This window comes from Nonomuraea glycinis (assembly GCF_014646515.1).
In the GTDB taxonomy this organism is placed as follows: domain Bacteria; phylum Actinomycetota; class Actinomycetes; order Streptosporangiales; family Streptosporangiaceae; genus Nonomuraea; species Nonomuraea glycinis.
On sequence record NZ_BMNK01000006.1, the window covers coordinates 75,773 to 92,723 of the forward strand.

The following is a 16,951-nucleotide window of genomic DNA, read 5'->3' on the forward strand; positions in this document are numbered from 1 at the left end:
ACCGACATGAGGGTGGTCCTCGCCGGTGGCGGGACGGCCGGGCATATCGAGCCCGCTCTCGCCCTGGCCGACGCGCTGCGCCGCCTCGACCCACGCATCGGCATCACCTGCGTGGGCACCGAGCGCGGCCTGGAGACACGTCTCGTCCCCGCCAGGGGTTATGAGCTGGAGCTGGTCCCGGCGGTGCCGCTGCCCAGGGCGATCACCCCGCAGCTGCTGACCGTGCCCGGCCGGCTGGCCGGGGCGGTCAACGCCATGGCGGCGGTCTTCGACCGGGTGCAGGCCGACATCCTCGTCGGCTTCGGCGGCTACGTCGCCACCCCCGCCTACCTCGCGGCCAAGCGGCGCGGCCTGCCGATCGTCGTGCACGAGGCCAATCCCCGCCCCGGCCTGGCCAACCGGCTGGGCTCCAGGCTCACCGAGCACGTCTTCACCGGTTTCCCCGACCCCACGGGCAAGGCCGAATACATCGGCACCCCGTTGCGCCGCGAGATCGTCGACCTCGCCCGGCTGTCCATGGGCGACAAGGCCCGCTCCTGGTTCGGGCTGCAGACCGACCGGCCCACGCTGCTGGTGTTCGGCGGCTCCCAGGGGGCCAGATCGATCAACGAGGCGGCCCTCGCCGCCGCCCCCGCGCTGCGCGCCGCCGGCGTCCAGGTGCTGCACGTGATCGGCCCCAAGAACACCGTCGAGCGCGAGCCGCCGCCCGGCGACCCGCAGTACGTCCTGCTGCCGTACGTGGATCGCATGGATCTCGCCTACGCCGCCGCCGACCTGGCGCTGTGCCGCAGCGGCGCGCTCACCTGCGCCGAGCTCACCGCCGTCGGCCTGCCCGCCGCCTACGTGCCGCTCCCGCACGGCAACGGCGAGCAGCGCGTCAACGCCGAGCGCGTGGCCGCGGGCCACGGCGGCCTCCTGGTCGACGACGCGCAGCTGTCATCTGATTGGATCATCCACAACGTGCTGCCCATCCTCCATGACCCGGAGAGAGTCGCCGCGATGTCGGAGGCGGCCTCCAGACTGGGGAGGAAGGACGCGGACCTCATACTCGCCAGGAAAGTGTTGGAGATAGCCCGATGAGCCTCGTCAAGCTGGTCGATCCCGTCGCCGCCGAAGAGCTGGGGCGGGTGCACTTCATCGGCATCGGCGGTGCGGGGATGTCGGGCATCGCGCGCATCCTGCTCAAGCGCGGCGTCCGCGTGTCCGGCAGCGACGCCCGCAGCAGCGACCTGGTGGGCGAGCTGCGCGAGCTGGGCGCCACCGTGCACATCGGGCACGCCGCCTCCCACATCAGGGACGTCGACACCGTGGTGGTCTCCACCGCCATCCGCGACTCCAACCCCGAGCTGGGCGAGGCGCTCAAGCAGCAGCTGCGGGTCATCCCGAGGGCCGCCGCGCTCGCCTCCGTCATGGCCGGGCGCACCGCCGTCGCCATCGCCGGCACCCACGGCAAGACCACCGTCACCTCGATGCTGACCGTCGCCCTGCAGAAGTGCGGGTCCGACCCCTCCTACTGCGTGGGCGGCCAGCTCGTCACCACCGGGCTCGGCGCTGACGAGGGCTCCGGCCGGGTGTTCGTGGCCGAGGCCGACGAGAGCGACGGCTCGTTCCTGATGCTGGCGCCCGACATCGCCGTGGTGACCAACGTCGAGGCCGACCACCTGGACAACTACGGCGACCCGCGAGCCGTGCACGACAGCTTCGCCCGCTTCGCCGAGCGGGTCGGCTCGCTGCTCATCGCCTGCTCCGACGACCCGGGCTCGGCCGAGCTGGCCGCCGTGGCGCGCGAGCGCGGGCTGAGAGTCATGACGTACGGCACCGAGGGCGACTACCGGATCAGCGGCGTCCGGCCCGACGGGTTCGGCACCGTCTTCACCGTCGAAGGCCCCGGCGCCTGCTCGGGGGAGGTGCGGCTGTCCGTTCCCGGGGCGCACAACGCGCTCAACGCCACCTCGGTCATCGCCGTGGCCGACGAGCTCGGGCTGCCGTTCGAGGAGATCAGGGACGGGCTGTCGGCCTTCACCGGCGCCAAGCGGCGCTTCGAGGCCAAGGGCGAGGCGGGCGGCGTGGCCGTGTTCGACAGCTACGCCCACCACCCGACCGAGCTGGCCGCCGACCTCAGGGCCGCGCGTGACGTGGTCGCCTCCTACTCCGGTCACGGCCGGGTCATCGCGGTCTTCCAGCCGCACCTCTACTCGCGCACCCGGTTCTTCGCCGACGAGTTCGGCACCGCGCTGGGGCTGGCGGACGAGGCGATCGTGCTGGACGTCTACGGCGCGCGCGAGGATCCGGAGCCGGGCGTCTCGGGTGCGCTGGTGGCCTCCCGGGTGCCGCTGCCCGACGAGCAGGTGGCCTACGCGCCGGACCGGGCCACGGTGCCGGAGCTGGTGGCCTCCCGGGCCCGCGCGGGCGACATCGTGCTCACCATGGGCGCGGGCGACGTGACCGAGCTGGGCCCGCAGATCGTGGCCCGGCTGTCCCCCTGACCCGCTCGCCGCCGGCGGCCCTGGCACGGGGCGGCCGAGCGCCGTGACGGCGCTCGGCCACCGACCGGCCGTCGGCTGTCTCCCTGTACGGCTTCGGCTCCGTACGGCGGCCGGGGGTGGCCCTGGTGACCGGGAAGGGCGGCCCGTGGCGTGGCGTGAGGTGTACGTGCGGGCGGCGGCGTAGGTTCTGTGGGCACGGCGATGCTGGAGGATGATGAGGGCTCGGACGGTTTTCCTGGTGCTGCTGACCGCGGGCGTCGTGGGGACGGCGGCGTGGCTGGTGTTCTTCTCGCCGGTGCTGGGCGTGCGATCTGTGGAGATCGTGGGAAATGTCACATTGCCCGCTGAGAAGATCAGAGAGACCGCCGGGGTCCCGGAGCTGCATCCGCTGGCGACCGTCGACCTGACCGATGTTCAGGCCAGGGTCCAGTCGATCCGGCAGGTGGCCAGCGTGAAGGTCGACCGGGTGTGGCCGGGGACGCTGAAGATCGAGATCGTCGAGCGCGAGCCCGTGGCGCAGGTGGCCGCCGGCGGCCGGGCGGCGCTGCTCGACAAGCTCGGCGTCGCGATCGAGGTGGTGGATGTGGCGCCGCCTCTGGTGCCGGTGCTCAAGGTGGCCCGGCCGGGGGCGGGGGACCCGGCGACGATGGCGGCTCTGCGGGTGATCGGGTCGCTGCCCGGCGAGATCGGCGGGCGGGTGCGGCAGGTGAGCGCCACGACGGCCGAGGACGTGACGCTGACGCTGTCGGACGGCAGGACCATCGTCTGGGGCGGCGTGGACCGGCCCGAGGACAAGGCGCGGATCCTGACGAGCATGCTGCGGCGCAAGGCCGAGGTCTACGACGTGAGCTCGCCGGACGTGATCACACTCAAGTGATCTATTTCACGTACCCGGCCATGATCACTATTCCGGTGGGGCCGTCCGGGGGAAGTGGCGCGGCGCCGGGGATATGCGGGCCGCGAAACATAGATCTTTGGCCTCCGGCGCGGCAACTCCAGACCGGGAACAGGCTCGCGCCTGGCCGAGGCGTGCGTCCCGGCGTGAGAACCTGTAGATCGGGTTTACGGCACGGGAGTGCCCCGACCAGGCGTGACGGCTGAGCGAATCGGACAGCCCGCGACACGCCGGACGTGCTTGCGGCGCGGTTAGTTGACCCGCGCGGAGCGTAACTCCTACTGTCCGTATCAATCCTCAGGTTGACATAAATCTAAATCTCAACTTGAGGTTGAGAGTTACCCGAACTGAAAAGACGCGGAGACGATCCGCACCGAAATGGCAAGTCAACGAGCGGAAAGGCCCCTCGTCGTGGCAGCACCGCAGAACTACCTCGCGGTCATCAAGGTCGTCGGCATCGGCGGCGGCGGAGTGAACGCCGTCAACCGGATGATCGAGGAGGGACTCAAGGGCGTCGAGTTCATCGCGATAAACACCGACGCCCAGGCGCTGCTGATGAGTGACGCCGACGTCAAACTGGACGTGGGCCGCGAGCTCACGCGTGGACTTGGAGCGGGCGCCAACCCCGATGTGGGGCGCAAGGCGGCCGAGGACCACCGTGAGGAGATCGAGGAGGTCCTCAAGGGGGCCGACATGGTCTTCGTCACGGCGGGCGAGGGTGGTGGCACCGGCACGGGCGGCGCGCCCGTGGTGGCCAACATCGCTCGCTCCCTGGGGGCGCTCACGATAGGAGTCGTCACCCGGCCGTTCAGCTTCGAGGGCCGCCGCAGGGCCTCGCAGGCCGACGCGGGCATCGAGACGCTGCGCGACGAGGTCGACACCCTCATCGTGATCCCCAACGACCGGCTGCTGTCGATCTCCGACCGGCAGGTGAGCGTGCTCGACGCGTTCAAGGCCGCCGACCAGGTGCTGCTCTCCGGTGTGCAGGGCATCACCGATCTGATCACCACGCCGGGTCTGATCAACCTGGACTTCGCCGACGTCAAGTCGGTCATGTCCGGCGCCGGTTCGGCGCTGATGGGCATCGGCCACGCGCGCGGCGACGACCGTTCGGTGGCCGCGGCGGAGATGGCTGTCTCCAGCCCGCTGCTGGAGGCCAGCATCGACGGCGCGCACGGCGTGCTGCTGTCGATCGCCGGCGGCTCCGACCTCGGCCTGTTCGAGATCAACGAGGCCGCCCAGCTGGTGTCGATGGCGGCGGCGCCCGACGCCAACATCATCTTCGGCACGGTCATCGACGACGCGCTCGGCGACGAGGTGCGGGTCACCGTGATCGCCGCCGGCTTCGACGACATCGCGCCCCCGGACAAGGCGCTGCCGCGCCCGCAGAGCCGTCCCACCGCGGCCCAGGCGCCGCCGCTGGCGGCCCCGCCCCGGGCCGGCGCGCCCTCGGCGGGTGTCCGGCCCGAGCCCGCCTCCCGTCCCGAGCCGCGCCTCGACCCCCGTCCTGAGCCGCGCGTCGAGTTCAGGCCCGAGCCCCGCCAGGAGCCTCGTCCGGAGTTCAGGCCCGAGCCGCGTCCGGAGTTCCGGCCGGAGCCGCGCTCCGAGTTCAGGCCCGAGCCGCGTCCCGAGGCCAGGATCGAGGCCCGTCCCGAGCCGCGTCCCGAGCCGCGACCTGAGCCGGTGCGTCCGCCGGAGCGGACGGAGCGCGAGTCGGCGGCCGGGGACGAGCACGAGGAGCCCTCGGCCCCCGTCTCGATCCCGCGGCCCACGCCCGAGCCCACCAATCCGCCCACGCCCATCACCTCCCGCATGTCGGAGCCCGCCAAACGTCGCCCGGTGGTCTTCGAGGAGCAGGAGGAGGAATTGGACGTCCCCGACTTCCTCAAGTAGCCCGACCGGCCCCCGCCGCTCCTTCCAGCACACATGGGGAGCGGCGCCGCTGTGTCACCGGGGCGATGCGGTGCGCGTACGGCATCGCGAGGGGCGGTGCGCGTACGGCATCGCGAGGGCCGTGCGGCCGGTTCGCTCGCCGCGCCCGGGCCGGGAGCGTTCCACCCGCGCCCGGTCCGCGGGGGCGGGCGGTGGCCGGCGGCGGGAGGCGTACAGGACAATGGTGTGCACAGGAGGGACAGGCGTGCGAACGGATGAGATCGCCTCCGGCCTGGCCGGGGTCGAGAAGCGGATCGGTGAGGCGTGCCTGGCGGCGGGCCGCGACCGGGGTGAGGTGACCCTGATCGCCGTGACCAAGACCTATCCGGCCGCCGACGTGCGACTGCTGGCCGGGCTCGGCGTGCGTGACGTGGGCGAGAACCGCGACCAGGAGGCCGCGCCCAAGGCGGCCGCGTGCGCGGACCTCCCGCTGACCTGGCACTTCGTGGGGCAACTGCAGACCAACAAGGTGCGTTCCGTGGTCGGTTACGCCGATCTGATCCACTCCGTCGACCGGGGCCGGCTGGTGGAGGCGATCAGCCGGGAGGCCGTCAGGCAGAGCAGGGAGATCGGGTGCCTGGTGCAGGTGGCGCTGGACGACGACCCGGGCAGGGGCGGCGTCAGGCCGGCGGACGTGCCGGCGGTGGCCGAGGCGATCGACGCCGCTCCCGGTCTGTGGCTGGGCGGGGTGATGGCGGTGGCGCCGCTGGGGGAGGACCCGGGCAAGGCGTTCGCGCGGCTGCGCGATGTGGCGCTGGGCGTACAGGAAGGCCACCCACGTGCCACGATGATTTCCGCGGGGATGAGCGTGGATCTGGCCGAAGCCGTCGCGCACGGCGCCACACATGTGCGTGTCGGTACGGCGTTGCTCGGCCGTCGAAAGCTCTTCGTCAGGTAATGTCCCCTCAAGTGGGTCTTCAGGTCCACGGTCTGGTAGAGGTCGATCAGCGGTGAGCTCCAGGGGGGTACGGCTACCGCCTCGGACCCGGCTGACGAGTCCGAACGAGTGCGACCATGAGCAGGAGGACGACGTAGCAATGGCCGGCGCGATGCGCAAGATGGCGGTCTACCTCGGGCTCGTGGAGGACGACCGCTACGAGAGGTACGAGACCTACACGGATGAGTACGCCTACGACGACGATGTGCAGCGCACCGGCGAGGAGCGGTCCATAGCGGTCCAGGACCGCGAGGAAGAGGCCGATACGGGAGTGCCCGCGCCCAGGCCCGCCACGACCGTCCTGGAGCGCCGTACGACCGATCTGGCGCGCATCACCACCCTGCACCCCCGGACCTACAACGAGGCCCGGACGATCGGCGAGCACTTCCGTGACGGCACCCCCGTCATCATGAATCTGACCGAGATGGTCGACAGCGACGCGAAGCGGCTGGTCGATTTCGCGGCAGGTCTGGTCTTTGGCCTACATGGCAGCATTGAACGTGTTACGAACAAGGTGTTCCTGTTGTCCCCTGCCAATGTCGAGGTGACCGCTGAGGACAAGGCACGAATCGCGGAACGCGGGTTCTTCAACCAGAGTTAGAGTCTCTGTATGACTACCGGACCCAACCAGGTCTCGCCGAGACCGGACGGGCACATCAGAAGTGGAGGCGCGGCCAGACCGTGGGGATCGTAAGCCAGATCTTGGTCGTTGTCCTGTCGCTCTACCTGGTGCTGCTCATCGGCAGGATGATCTTCGAGACCGTCCAGGCGTTCGCACGGCAGTGGCGACCCTCCGGGGTCGTGCTGGTGCTCGCCGAAGCCACATACACCGCAACCGACCCTCCCCTGAAGTTCCTCCGCCGTTTCATTCCCCCGCTCCGGTTGGGTACGGTGGCCTTTGACCTAAGCTTCACAGTCCTCTTCATCATCGTTCTGCTCTTGATCAACATCGCAGGAATGCTCGGCGGTAGGTGATGGGGGCCACAGAGCACCGGTCATGATCCAACTCGTGTCCGCGCTGAAGTGATCGGGTTGACCGTCCCTCCGGACAGACTCCAAAGCGCGCCAAGGAGACCAAAAGATGCCGCTGACGCCCGCTGATGTGCGGAACAAGCAATTCAGTACGACCCGGCTCAGGCCGGGCTACGACGAGGAAGAGGTCGATGCCTTCCTCGACGAAGTCGAGGCTGAGCTTGACCGCCTGATCCAAGAGAACGAAGAGCTCCGCGCGAAGCTGGCCGAGTGCCTGCGCGGCAAGGTGCCTGGTGGCATGAACATGCCCATGGCGTCCGCGCCCGTCCAGGAGCAGCCCAAGCCTGAGATGATGGGGCCGCCGCCCCAGCAACAGCAGCAGCAGCCGGAGCCCATGCGGGCGCCCGAGCCGCAGCAGCAGCCGCAGCCGGTTCCGATGGCCATGAACATGCCTCCCGCCGAGGACAACATGGACACCGCCGCGCGCGTGCTCGCGCTCGCGCAGCAGACCGCCGACCAGGCGATCTCCGACGCCCGCCGGGAGGCGGACGAGACCGTGACCCGAGCCCGCCGCGAGGCCGACGAGATCCTGACCAAGGCTCGCCGTCAGGCCGAGCAGGTCATCGGCGACGCCCGCGCCCGCGCGGAGACGCTCGAGCGCGACGCGCAGGAGCGCCACCGTCAGGCCATGGGTTCCCTCGTCCAGACCCGTGACGAGCTCGAGCGCAAGGTCGAGGAGCTGCGCAGCTTCGAGCGCGAATACCGCAGCCGCCTCAAGCTCTACCTGGAGAACCAGCTCGCCGAGCTGAACGTCTCCGCGGAAGGCAGCGGCGGGTTCCCCGTCATGTCGTCGGGTGCGCCCAGTGCCGCGGGCCCCGGTATGCAGCACGCCGTCCCCCAGGGTGGCCAGCAGCCTCTGCCCGGTGGTCCCAACCCGTTCGGCGGCGAGGCTCCGCAGGGTGTTTTCCCCGGCAGTGACGGTCCCCACAACGACCGCCGGTAAGGTAGCGGGTCAGATAGACCCGTCACTCGAAAGAGCCCTTTGTGATCCTTATCAGTGCTGGTTTGGTGCTCACGGCGGTCATTCTGTTGATCGCGGGCTTCGTACTGGCCAAGCCGTTCCTGATCATGTGGTCCATCGTGGTCAGCGTGCTGTCCGCGCTTTTCCTGGTGATCGGGGCACTGCTGCGGCGTCACGAGTTGTTTCCCGGTGGTGGGCAGGCCGCAGTGCCGGCCACCCCTCCTCCAGCGGGGCTCGTGCCACCCGGCGTGCCGTACAACCAGACCGGCCCGATGGGGGCGCAAGCGTCGCCGCAACCGTTCCAGCGGACGGCGACCCTGCCTTCACCCGGGCACTCACCCGTGCCCACGCGGGGGCCGTCTCCCGCACCGGCGTCCGGGCCGCAGCGCCCGCTGACGGCGAGCGGGATCTCCCCGGACGCGATCGTGCTGGTGATCCCAGGGCGCAAGCGCTACCACGTTCAGGGCTGCCGGCAGCTGATCGGGCGGGGTCAAGAAGAACTGACGTACGAAGAGGCGCGCGAGGAGGGCTTCACGCCCTGCACCGCGTGCCTGCCTGACGCCGCACTCGGCGGTCGGCAGCTACCACCTGCCCCGGACCCCGAGCCGGCCGTCGCCACCGCGCACCAGGCCGAGCCGACGCGGGACCCGCAGTCGCCGGTCATGCCGCCAAGGCCCGAACCCAAGGCTGTCACCCCCACCTCGCCCCCCTCCCCGGCCCCTTCTACGGCCTCTACTCCTGCCTCGGCCCCTTCTTCATCCGAGGCCCCTTCCCCGGCCTCAGCTTCTTCCGCGGCCCCTTCTTCATCCGCGACCCCTTCCCCGGCATCGGCTTCTTCCTCGGCCGCCTCCTCCGCGACCGCCGAGGGCCCGACCGGCTGGTTCGGCCGGCCGGCCGCCTCTCCGGCCGCTGCGCCCACCCGTCCCGGGGGCGGCACGCCATCCGGGGCCGGTGGCAAGGGCGCGCGGCCCCCCTACGGGTCCGCCGGGCGCGAAGAGGCGGAGGCGGAGACCAAGCTCTCCCTGCCCCTCCCCGACGGCCACCGCACCCCCAGGCCGGACCGGCCCCAGCGGCCGGGCACCGGGTCAGAGCCGAAGGGCGGGCGACCCTCTGGCGGAGCTGAGCGCGGCGACTCCTCCGGCCACGGTGCGCAAGCCGAACGCCCCGCCGGCAGAGCTGAGCAGGCGGTCGGCAGCGGCGCTCAGGGCAAGAAGCCGGGTGGCGGCGGTAGTGCGCGGGGTGAGAAGCCCGTTGGTGAGCAGGCGGTGATGGCTGAGCCTGACAGCGACTCCACCGACCCCGACACCCGTCCCCAGCCTCGCGTCACGGCCTCCGGCGAACCGGTGTCCCAGGACGCCAAGCCGTCGGCGGAGTCGCGTCGTCCGGCATCGGGCGGCCCCGCCGGGCAGACCCGTTCCGGATCGGGTGACGCCCCTTCGTCGCTGCGATCGCGGTCGGGTGAGGGCAAGTCTCAGGGGAGTTCCGCCGGGGCCGACGAGGCTGAGGCGAAGTCGCCGCAGGGCGGCTCTGACCGGGGCCCGGCTTCGAGTGGTGCCGTGACGCCGGAGCGACCGGCGTCGTCGGCCGAGTCCGCCAAGTCCCGGACCCTGCCGACGCCCACCGGAGCGCCTGACAGGGCGACCGGGGGGAGGCCCGGTGCCGGCTCGGGGAGCCCGTCGAAGGCTCCGGGCGGCGAGCGGCCCACCGGTCCCAAGCCGGGCGGCGAGCGGCCTACCGGCTCCAAGGCGGGTGGTGAGCGGCCTACCGGCTCCAAGGCGGGTGGCGAGCAGCAGTCCGCCGGGGCGAAGTCCGGTGGCGAGGGTTCGGCCGATACCGCCGCTCATGGGCGGTCCGGCGGCTCTACCTCCAGCGGCTCTACTTCCGGTGCCTCCACCGCTGGCGGCTCTACCTCCGGTGCCTCCACCGCCGGTGCCTCAAAAGACCGTGGCGCGGCGTCCGGCGAGCCTGCCCCTGCTGGGGGGAAGAAGGCCGGCGGCGGCATGGTGAAGGTCATCATCGGCACCCGTCGCTACCACGGCACCGCCTGTCCGCTGATTCAGGGTGCTGGGGAGTCCGGGGTGGAGAGTATGACGCTGGCCAGGGCTGAGGCGGCGGGTCTGACGAGTTGTTCCGTCTGTCAGAACGAGCGGGAAACGGTGGGTTGATCCGTTGCGGTCGCCGGTCGAGGGTGGCCGTAATCCCCTTGTCGGCGTCCGCTGCTTTCGTGGCATCGCTTGATCGCTGATCCGGGAGTCCTGGGTGGCGATTTACGCACTTAGCCCGGGTTTCAAGCATCGAGGCATATTTTTAGCCTGCTTGGGGTGGTTTTCGCTGTCGGAGATCTCCAGGGGGCGCAAGCGGCCGGCGGGACAGGATAGGGCCGTGAGACTGACCAAGTACGGGCATGCGTGCGTGCGGGTGGAGAAGGATTCCAGGGCGATCGTCATCGACCCCGGGGTGATGACGCCGGAGCCGGAGGCGCTGGCCGGTGTCGAGGCGGTTCTGATCACCCATGAGCACGTCGACCACTTCGAGGCCGAGCGGCTGTACGCGGCTGTGGCCGCCGACGCCGAGCTCGCCGTTTACACCTGCTCCGGGGTGGCCCGGCGGCTGGAGGGGATTCGGGACCGGGTACGGGTGGTGGCCGACGGGGACGTCTTGACGGTCGCCGGGTTCGAGGTGGTGGGCGTCGGGGAGAAGCATCACCTCAGCCATCCCGACGCCGAGCCCGTGGACAACGTCGGGTTCCTCCTCGACGGTGAGGTGTTCCATCCCGGCGACGCGCTGCCGCTGGTCGACGTGCCGACCCTGCTGGTGCCGGGCCAGGCGCCGTGGCTGACGGTGCCCGATCTGATCGGCTACCTGCGCGAGATGGGGCCGCGCCGGGCGTACGCGATCCATGACGGTCTGCTCAACGAGTGGGGCTTGAAAGTGCTCGACAGCGTGCTGGCGAGCGAGGCCGGGCCGCTCGACGCCGACATCCGGCGGCTGTTGCCGGGCGAGAGCGTCGAGCTCTGAGCCCGCCTGACGCCGCTGGGCGCGACGCGGTCGAGAGGCCGGTATCCGGCGTCTGCGGCTCTCAGGCAGGTACGCGCCGCCGGATACCGGCGGAAGCGGCGGTGGATCGGGGGATCCCCGAGGTCGGCCGTCAGGCGGCGGCCGGCCCCCGGGGGTCAGGCGTCTCCCGGGGGTCGGGCGTCTCCCGGGGGTCGGGCGTCTCCCGGGGGTCGGGCGTCTCCCGGGGGTCGGGCGTCTCCCGGGGGTCGGGCGTCTCCCGGGGGTCGGGCGTCTCCCGGGGGTCAGGCGCGGCGGAGCTGGAAGGTGAGGCCCAGGTCGGGGTCCGTGTGTGTCGGGAGGCCGGGCTGGTCGCCCTCCGTCAGTGACGATGCCAGCACCTCGTCCCCGACCAGCTCGCCGCCCGTGCGCAGGGCCTGCGCCAGGTCGGGACCGGTGGCGGTCCACCACAGGTCGATGCGGTCGGTGATGGCCAGGCCCGAAGACTTGCGGGCGTCCTGCACCAGGCGGATGACCTCGCGCAGCAGGCCCGCCCGGCGCAGCTCGTCGGTGAGCTCCAGGTCGAGCGCCACCGTCTCGCCGGTGCCCGTGTCGATCGCGCCCGTCTCCACCGCCCAGCCGGAACGCGGCTGCTCGGTGACGATCACATCGTCGGAGCCGAGCGTGACCGGGCCGAGTTCGCCCGCCTCCACGGTGACGGACTCGCCGGAGCGCAGGGCGCGGGCCAGCGTGGTGGCGTCGGCGGCGCCCACGGCGGCGGCCACCAGCTTGGTCTGCGAGCCGAACCGCTTGCCGAGCGCCCGGAAATTGGGCTTGACGGTGTAGGAGACCAGGTCGGCACTGAAGCCCGACATGTCCTCCAGGACCTGGACGTTCAGCTCGTCGGCGATGAGGTCGCGCAGCTCGCCGGGCAACGCCGGCCAGTCGTGCGCGCCGACCAGGGCGCGGCCGAGCGGCTGGCGGGTCTTGACGCCGGAGGAGGCGCGGGCCGAGCGGCCCAGCTCCACCAGCCGCCGCACCAGCGCCATCTGCTGCGACAGCGCCGGGTCGAGCAGATCATCGCGCACGGCGGGCCAGGACGCCAGGTGCACCGAGGTGGGGGCGTCGGAGCCGCGCAGCACGTCCCACAGGTAGTCGGTGACGAACGGCGTGAAGGGCGCCATGAGCCGCGTCACCGTCTCCAGGCACTCGTACAGGGTGGCGAACGCCTCCGGCGACCCCTGCCAGAACCGGCGGCGCGAGCGGCGTACGTACCAGTTGGACAGGTCGTCGAGGAACTCGGCCAGCCTGCGTCCGGCCCGCTGGGTGTCGTACTCGTCCAGTGAGGCGGTGACGTCGGCGACCGTGCGGTGCAGCTCGGCCAGTGCCCACCGGTCGAGCAGCGGGCGCTGCGCGGCCGGGGGCGCGTCGGCCAGCCGGGCGGGCGACCACGACTCGGCGCCCGCGTAGAGAGTGAAGAAGGAGGCGGTGTTCCAGTAGGTCAGCAGGACCTTGCGGACGATCTCCTCCAGCGCGCCGTGGCCGACCCGGCGGGCCGACCAGGGCGAGCCGCCGCAGGCCATGAACCAGCGCAGCGCGTCGGCGCCGTGCTCGTCCATCAGCGGCATCGGCTCCAGGATGTTGCCCAGGTGCTTGCTCATCTTGCGGCCGTCCTCGGCCAGGATGAGCCCGAGGCAGAGCACGTTCTCGTAGGAGGACTGGCCGAACACCAGCGTGCCGACGGCCATCAGCGAGTAGAACCAGCCGCGGGTCTGGTCGGTCGCCTCGCAGATGAACTGCGCCGGGTAGAGGCCCTCGGGCTTGCCCGGCTGCCCCCACTGGGCGAACGGCATGGAGCCGGAGTCGTACCACGCGTCGATGACGTCGGGCACCCGGCGGGCCTCGGCCGAGCAGGTCGGGCAGGGGAAGGCCACGTCGTCCACGAACGGGCGGTGCGGGTCGAGCGCCGACAGGTCCTCACCGGCCAGGGCGCCCAGCTCCGCCAAGGAGCCCACGCACGTCACGTGGGACTCGTCGGCCGAGCACACCCACAGCGGCAGCGGCGTGCCCCAGTAGCGCGAGCGCGACAGCGACCAGTCGACGTTGTTGCGCAGCCACTCGCCGAAGCGGCCCCACTTGATCGTGTCGGGGTACCAGTTGGTCGTGGCGTTCTCCGCCAGCATCTGCTCCTTGACCTCGGTGGTCCTGATGTACCAGGAGGGGAGCGCGTAGTAGAGCAGCGGCGTGTGGCAGCGCCAGCAGTGCGGGTAGCTGTGGTCGAAGTGGCCACCGCGGAACAGCAGGCCGCGGCCGCGCAGGTCCTCGGTGAGCGCCTCGTCGGCGTCCTTGAAGAACTGCCCGCCCACCATGGGCACGTCGTCGAGGAAGCGCCCGTCGGGGCCGATCGGGTTGATCACCGGCATGTCGTAGCGCCTGATGACGGCCAGGTCGTCGGCGCCGAACGCGGGCGCCTGGTGGACCAGGCCGGTGCCGTCCTCGACGGTGACGTACTCGCCGAGCACCACGTAGTGGGCGTCGGGGATGTCGACCAGGTCGAAGGGCCGCCGGTAGGTGGTGCGCTCCAGCTCACGGCCGGTGAGGCGAGCCACCTCGGTGACGTCCTCGCCGAGTACCGACAGCAGCGGCTCGGCCACCACCAGCACCTCGCCGCCGGCGGTGCGCGCGGCGACGTAGGTGACGTCGGGGTGCACGGCGACGGCGGTGTTGGAGACCAGCGTCCAGGGGGTGGTCGTCCAGATCAGCAGGGAGGCGTCCAGCTCGGCCAGCGGACCGGAGGTCACCGGCATGCGGACGTACACCGACGGGCTGGACACGGTCTCGTAGCCGCCGGGCTGGCCCAGCTCGTGGTCCGACAGGCCGGTGCCGCAGCGCGGGCAGTAGGGCGTGATGCGGAAGTCGCGGAACAGCAGGCCCTTGTCGAAGACGACCTTGAGCGACCACCAGACGGCCTCGATGTAGGCCGGGTCCATGGTCCGGTACGCCGTCGACAGGTCGATCCAGTAGCCCATCCGCTCGGTGAGCTGCTCGAAGGCGTCGACGTGCCGCAGCACCGACGAGCGGCACTTGGCGTTGAACTCGGCGATGCCGTAGTCCTCGATGTCGCGCTTGCCGGTGAGGCCCAGCTCCTTCTCGACGCCGACCTCGACGGGCAGGCCGTGGCAGTCCCAGCCGGCCTTGCGGGGCACGCTGAAGCCGCGCATCGACTTGTAGCGCGGGAACAGGTCCTTGAAGACGCGGGCCTCGACGTGGTGGACGCCGGGCAGGCCGTTGGCGGTGGGCGGGCCCTCGTAGAAGACCCAGGACGGGTTGCCCTCGTTCTGCTCGATGGAGCGTTCGAAGATCTTCCCGTCCCGCCAGCGGTCCAGGACCTCGCGCTCGAGCGCGGGCAGGTCGACCTGCGCGGGAAGAGAGCGGAAAGATGGCGAAGACATGTCGGGCGGGACCTCCACGCGTCACAGGCCGATAGACGGGCTTTGCGCGAAGGGACGAAGCCGGTGGGGCTCCGCGGTACCACCCTTCTTGGCCTCGGGTGAGGCCCTCTCCATTAGAGGTGCGGCCGGGTCTAGTGAGCTCGATGCGAGCCGTTCTTCCGGCGGCTCCGGGGTGATGCCCCTCGTCGGAGGGCCCCATCAACGCCTTGCAGCTTCACACCATAACGCAGAGCGGCCCCGAGAGCTTCCACGAACGCGGGAATGGAGTCCGGTGAGGAGGAGTTAGCAGGGCGAGGCGGGATAGTACAGGAGGGGTAATTCGTCCGGCGGGTCGTTTGCCATTCCGTTATCGGAGACCTAGGCTGCCCGCACGATTCAAGGGCCTTGATCAGCATGGAGGCAGCCATGGTGGCAGTCACGCAGACCGCTACACCGTCGATGTGGTCGAAGCAGGAGCTGGCCGAGGTACGCGGCACGCTGCAGAGCGAGGTCGAGGAGCTCAACGCGGACATTCTCCGTCACGAGTCCGAAATCGCTTCGGGAGACGTTACTCAGGGGGCCGGTGACGACCAGGCGGACGCCGGCGCCAAGACCTATGAGCGCGAACGTGAGATCGCCCTTACCCTGAATGCACGCGACCTGGTCGCGCAGAACGAACGTGCGATCGCCAGGATCGACGCAGGGACTTATGGAGTGTGCGAATCGTGCCACAAGCCGATCGGCAAGGAGCGCCTTCAGGCGTTCCCGAGGGCGACGCTGTGCGTGGCCTGCAAGCAGAAGGAGGAGCGCCGGTAGGCGGGCGGCGAGGCCGTCTCCTGGCCGTTCTCGCCTCGCTGGCGGCCGTTCTCTACGCGTCCGACGTGATCACCAAGACGGTGGCGCTGCGGACGCTGGAGGGCGAGCCGCCGCTGGTGCTGATCCCCGGGGTGCTGCAGTTCAGGCTGATCTTCAACTCGGGGGCCGCGTTCAGCATCGGCACCGGGATGACCTTCATCCTCACCCTCATCGCCGCCTGCGTGGTGGTCGCCATCATCCGGGCGGCGCGTAAGCTGGGGAGCCTGCCGTGGGCGATCACCCTGGGCATGCTGCTGGGCGGCGCGCTCGGCAACCTGACCGACAGGCTGCTGCGCTACCCGTCCGGCTTCGGCAGGTCCACACAGCTCCAGGGGCATGTGGTCGACTTCATCGAGGTGCTGCCCGGCAACTTCCCGGTGATCGACTACTTCCCGATCTTCAACATCGCCGACTCGGCGATCGTGTGCGGCGGCATCCTCGCGGTCATCCTGGCCTGGCGCGGTTATCAGCTTGACGGGACGAGGGAGGGCAAGAGTGGCCGAGCAGCGTAGTCTCCCCGTCCCCGACGGGCTGGAGGGCGAGCGGGTCGACGCCGCGCTGTCCAGACTGTTCGGGTTCTCGCGCACCCGCGCGGCCGAGCTGATCGGCGCCGGTGAGGTGCTGGTCGACGGCAGGCAGCCGGCCAAGTCCGACCGGGTGCACGCGGGCGCCTGGCTCGACGTGACGCTCCCGCCTCCGGTGAGCACCCCCATGCCGGTGGCCGAGCCGGTGCCGGGCATGAGCATCGTCTACGAGGACGACGACATCGTGGTGGTCAACAAGCCGATCGGCGTGGCCGCCCACCCGACCGTCGGCTGGACGGGCCCGACCGTGCTGGGCGGCCTGCTCGGCGCCGGGCACACGATCGCGACCAGCGGCGCGGCCGAGCGTCAGGGCATCGTGCACCGGCTGGACGCCAACACCACCGGCGCGATGGCGGTGGCCAAGAGCGAGCACGCCTACTCCCACCTCAAGCGCGCCTTCAAGGAGCGCACCGTCGACAAGCGCTACCACGCGCTGGTCCAGGGGCATCCCGACCCGTTCCGGGGCACGGTGGACGCGCCGATCGACCGGCACCCGTCGGGTGACGGCAGGTGGGCGGTGGTCGCGGGCGGCAAGGCGTCGATCACCCACTACGACACGATCGAGGCGTTCCGGGCGGCCTCGCTGCTCGACATCAAGCTGGAGACCGGCCGCACCCACCAGATCCGGGTGCACATGTCCGCGCTGCGCCACCCGTGCGTGGGCGACATGATGTACGGCGCGGACCCGACGATCGCCGCCCGGCTGGGCGTCACCAGGCAGTGGCTGCACGCGGTCTCGCTCGGCTTCGAGCATCCCTCCACCGGCGAGTGGATCTCGTTCGGCACCGACTACCCGGAGGACCTGCAGAAGGCCCTGGACACCGTACGCGCGGAGTCCTGACCC

14 protein-coding genes are annotated in these 16,951 nt (G+C 70.9%); 13 read left to right on the forward strand and 1 reads right to left on the reverse strand.

Going from position 1 to position 16,951, the window contains the following annotated elements:
• Positions 1-6: 6 nt before the first annotated feature.
• The 10 genes from murG to IEY87_RS18685 all read left to right on the forward strand — a co-directional run bounded on the left by murG (position 7) and on the right by IEY87_RS18685 (position 11,261).
• The gene (murG, locus tag IEY87_RS18640; RefSeq protein ID WP_189139965.1) at positions 7-1,080 is read left to right on the forward strand and encodes an undecaprenyldiphospho-muramoylpentapeptide beta-N-acetylglucosaminyltransferase; all 1,074 of its coding nucleotides are present in this window, start codon (positions 7-9) and stop codon (positions 1,078-1,080) included.
• On the forward strand, positions 1,077-2,486 hold the full coding sequence (gene murC / locus IEY87_RS18645) for a UDP-N-acetylmuramate--L-alanine ligase (protein WP_189139966.1): 1,410 nt from the start codon (positions 1,077-1,079) through the stop codon (positions 2,484-2,486). Before murG ends, murC begins: the two co-directional genes overlap by 4 nt.
• Positions 2,487-2,724: 238 nt before the next feature.
• A complete protein-coding gene (locus tag IEY87_RS18650; RefSeq protein WP_229699355.1) occupies positions 2,725-3,363 on the forward strand; it encodes a cell division protein FtsQ/DivIB in 639 nt (212 codons plus the stop codon).
• A 429-nt stretch (positions 3,364-3,792) separates the two neighbouring features.
• A complete protein-coding gene (ftsZ, locus tag IEY87_RS18655) occupies positions 3,793-5,274 on the forward strand; it encodes a cell division protein FtsZ (protein ID WP_189139967.1) in 1,482 nt (493 codons plus the stop codon).
• 220 nt (positions 5,275-5,494) lie between these two features.
• A complete protein-coding gene (locus IEY87_RS18660; RefSeq protein WP_189139968.1) occupies positions 5,495-6,211 on the forward strand; it encodes a YggS family pyridoxal phosphate-dependent enzyme in 717 nt (238 codons plus the stop codon).
• A gap of 139 nt (positions 6,212-6,350) precedes the next feature.
• Positions 6,351-6,851 carry a cell division protein SepF gene (locus IEY87_RS18665; protein ID WP_189139969.1) on the forward strand — a complete coding sequence of 167 codons (501 nt, stop codon included), beginning with the start codon at positions 6,351-6,353 and terminating at the stop codon, positions 6,849-6,851.
• Positions 6,852-6,931: 80 nt separating this feature from the next.
• Positions 6,932-7,225 (forward strand): YggT family protein, encoded by a 294-nt coding sequence (locus IEY87_RS18670; RefSeq protein WP_189139970.1) that lies wholly within the window; start codon positions 6,932-6,934, stop codon positions 7,223-7,225.
• 106 nt (positions 7,226-7,331) lie between these two features.
• Entirely contained in the window at positions 7,332-8,225 is an 894-nt protein-coding gene (locus tag IEY87_RS18675) for a DivIVA domain-containing protein (RefSeq protein ID WP_189139971.1), read from the forward strand.
• A 41-nt stretch (positions 8,226-8,266) separates the two neighbouring features.
• The gene (locus tag IEY87_RS18680; protein WP_189139972.1) at positions 8,267-10,408 is read left to right on the forward strand and encodes a hypothetical protein; all 2,142 of its coding nucleotides are present in this window, start codon (positions 8,267-8,269) and stop codon (positions 10,406-10,408) included.
• Between the two features lie 217 nt (positions 10,409-10,625).
• The gene (locus IEY87_RS18685) at positions 10,626-11,261 is read left to right on the forward strand and encodes an MBL fold metallo-hydrolase (protein ID WP_189139973.1); all 636 of its coding nucleotides are present in this window, start codon (positions 10,626-10,628) and stop codon (positions 11,259-11,261) included.
• 281 nt (positions 11,262-11,542) lie between these two features.
• Here the strand turns inward: IEY87_RS18685 and ileS are convergent, their stop codons facing one another.
• Positions 11,543-14,689: an isoleucine--tRNA ligase gene (gene ileS, locus IEY87_RS18690; protein WP_189139974.1), complete on the reverse strand. Its 3,147-nt coding sequence runs from the start codon at positions 14,687-14,689 to the stop codon at positions 11,543-11,545.
• Between the two features lie 405 nt (positions 14,690-15,094).
• Between ileS and IEY87_RS18695 the strand changes: the two genes are divergently transcribed.
• The 3 genes from IEY87_RS18695 to IEY87_RS18705 are packed head-to-tail and all read left to right on the forward strand — an operon-like array spanning position 15,095 to position 16,948.
• On the forward strand, positions 15,095-15,484 hold the full coding sequence (locus tag IEY87_RS18695) for a TraR/DksA family transcriptional regulator (protein ID WP_189139975.1): 390 nt from the start codon (positions 15,095-15,097) through the stop codon (positions 15,482-15,484).
• Positions 15,448-16,035: a signal peptidase II gene (locus tag IEY87_RS18700; RefSeq protein WP_225277462.1), complete on the forward strand. Its 588-nt coding sequence runs from the start codon at positions 15,448-15,450 to the stop codon at positions 16,033-16,035. The genes IEY87_RS18695 and IEY87_RS18700 overlap by 37 nt, the downstream gene beginning before the upstream one ends.
• Positions 16,019-16,948 (forward strand): RluA family pseudouridine synthase, encoded by a 930-nt coding sequence (locus IEY87_RS18705; protein ID WP_189139976.1) that lies wholly within the window; start codon positions 16,019-16,021, stop codon positions 16,946-16,948. The genes IEY87_RS18700 and IEY87_RS18705 overlap by 17 nt, the downstream gene beginning before the upstream one ends.
• Positions 16,949-16,951 lie beyond the last annotated feature (3 nt).

Excerpts from the sequence above, each read along its gene's own strand:
- ileS (WP_189139974.1), bottom strand. The coding sequence starts at position 14,689 with ATGTCTTCGCCATCTTTCCGCTCTCTTCCCGCGCAGGTCGACCTGCCC.
- IEY87_RS18675 (WP_189139971.1), top strand. The coding sequence starts at position 7,332 with ATGCCGCTGACGCCCGCTGATGTGCGGAACAAGCAATTCAGTACGACC.
- IEY87_RS18660 (WP_189139968.1), top strand. The coding sequence starts at position 5,495 with ATGGTGTGCACAGGAGGGACAGGCGTGCGAACGGATGAGATCGCCTCC.
- IEY87_RS18695 (WP_189139975.1), top strand. The coding sequence starts at position 15,095 with ATGGTGGCAGTCACGCAGACCGCTACACCGTCGATGTGGTCGAAGCAG.
- IEY87_RS18665 (WP_189139969.1), top strand. The coding sequence starts at position 6,351 with ATGGCCGGCGCGATGCGCAAGATGGCGGTCTACCTCGGGCTCGTGGAG.
- murG (WP_189139965.1), top strand. The coding sequence starts at position 7 with ATGAGGGTGGTCCTCGCCGGTGGCGGGACGGCCGGGCATATCGAGCCC.
- murC (WP_189139966.1), top strand. The coding sequence starts at position 1,077 with ATGAGCCTCGTCAAGCTGGTCGATCCCGTCGCCGCCGAAGAGCTGGGG.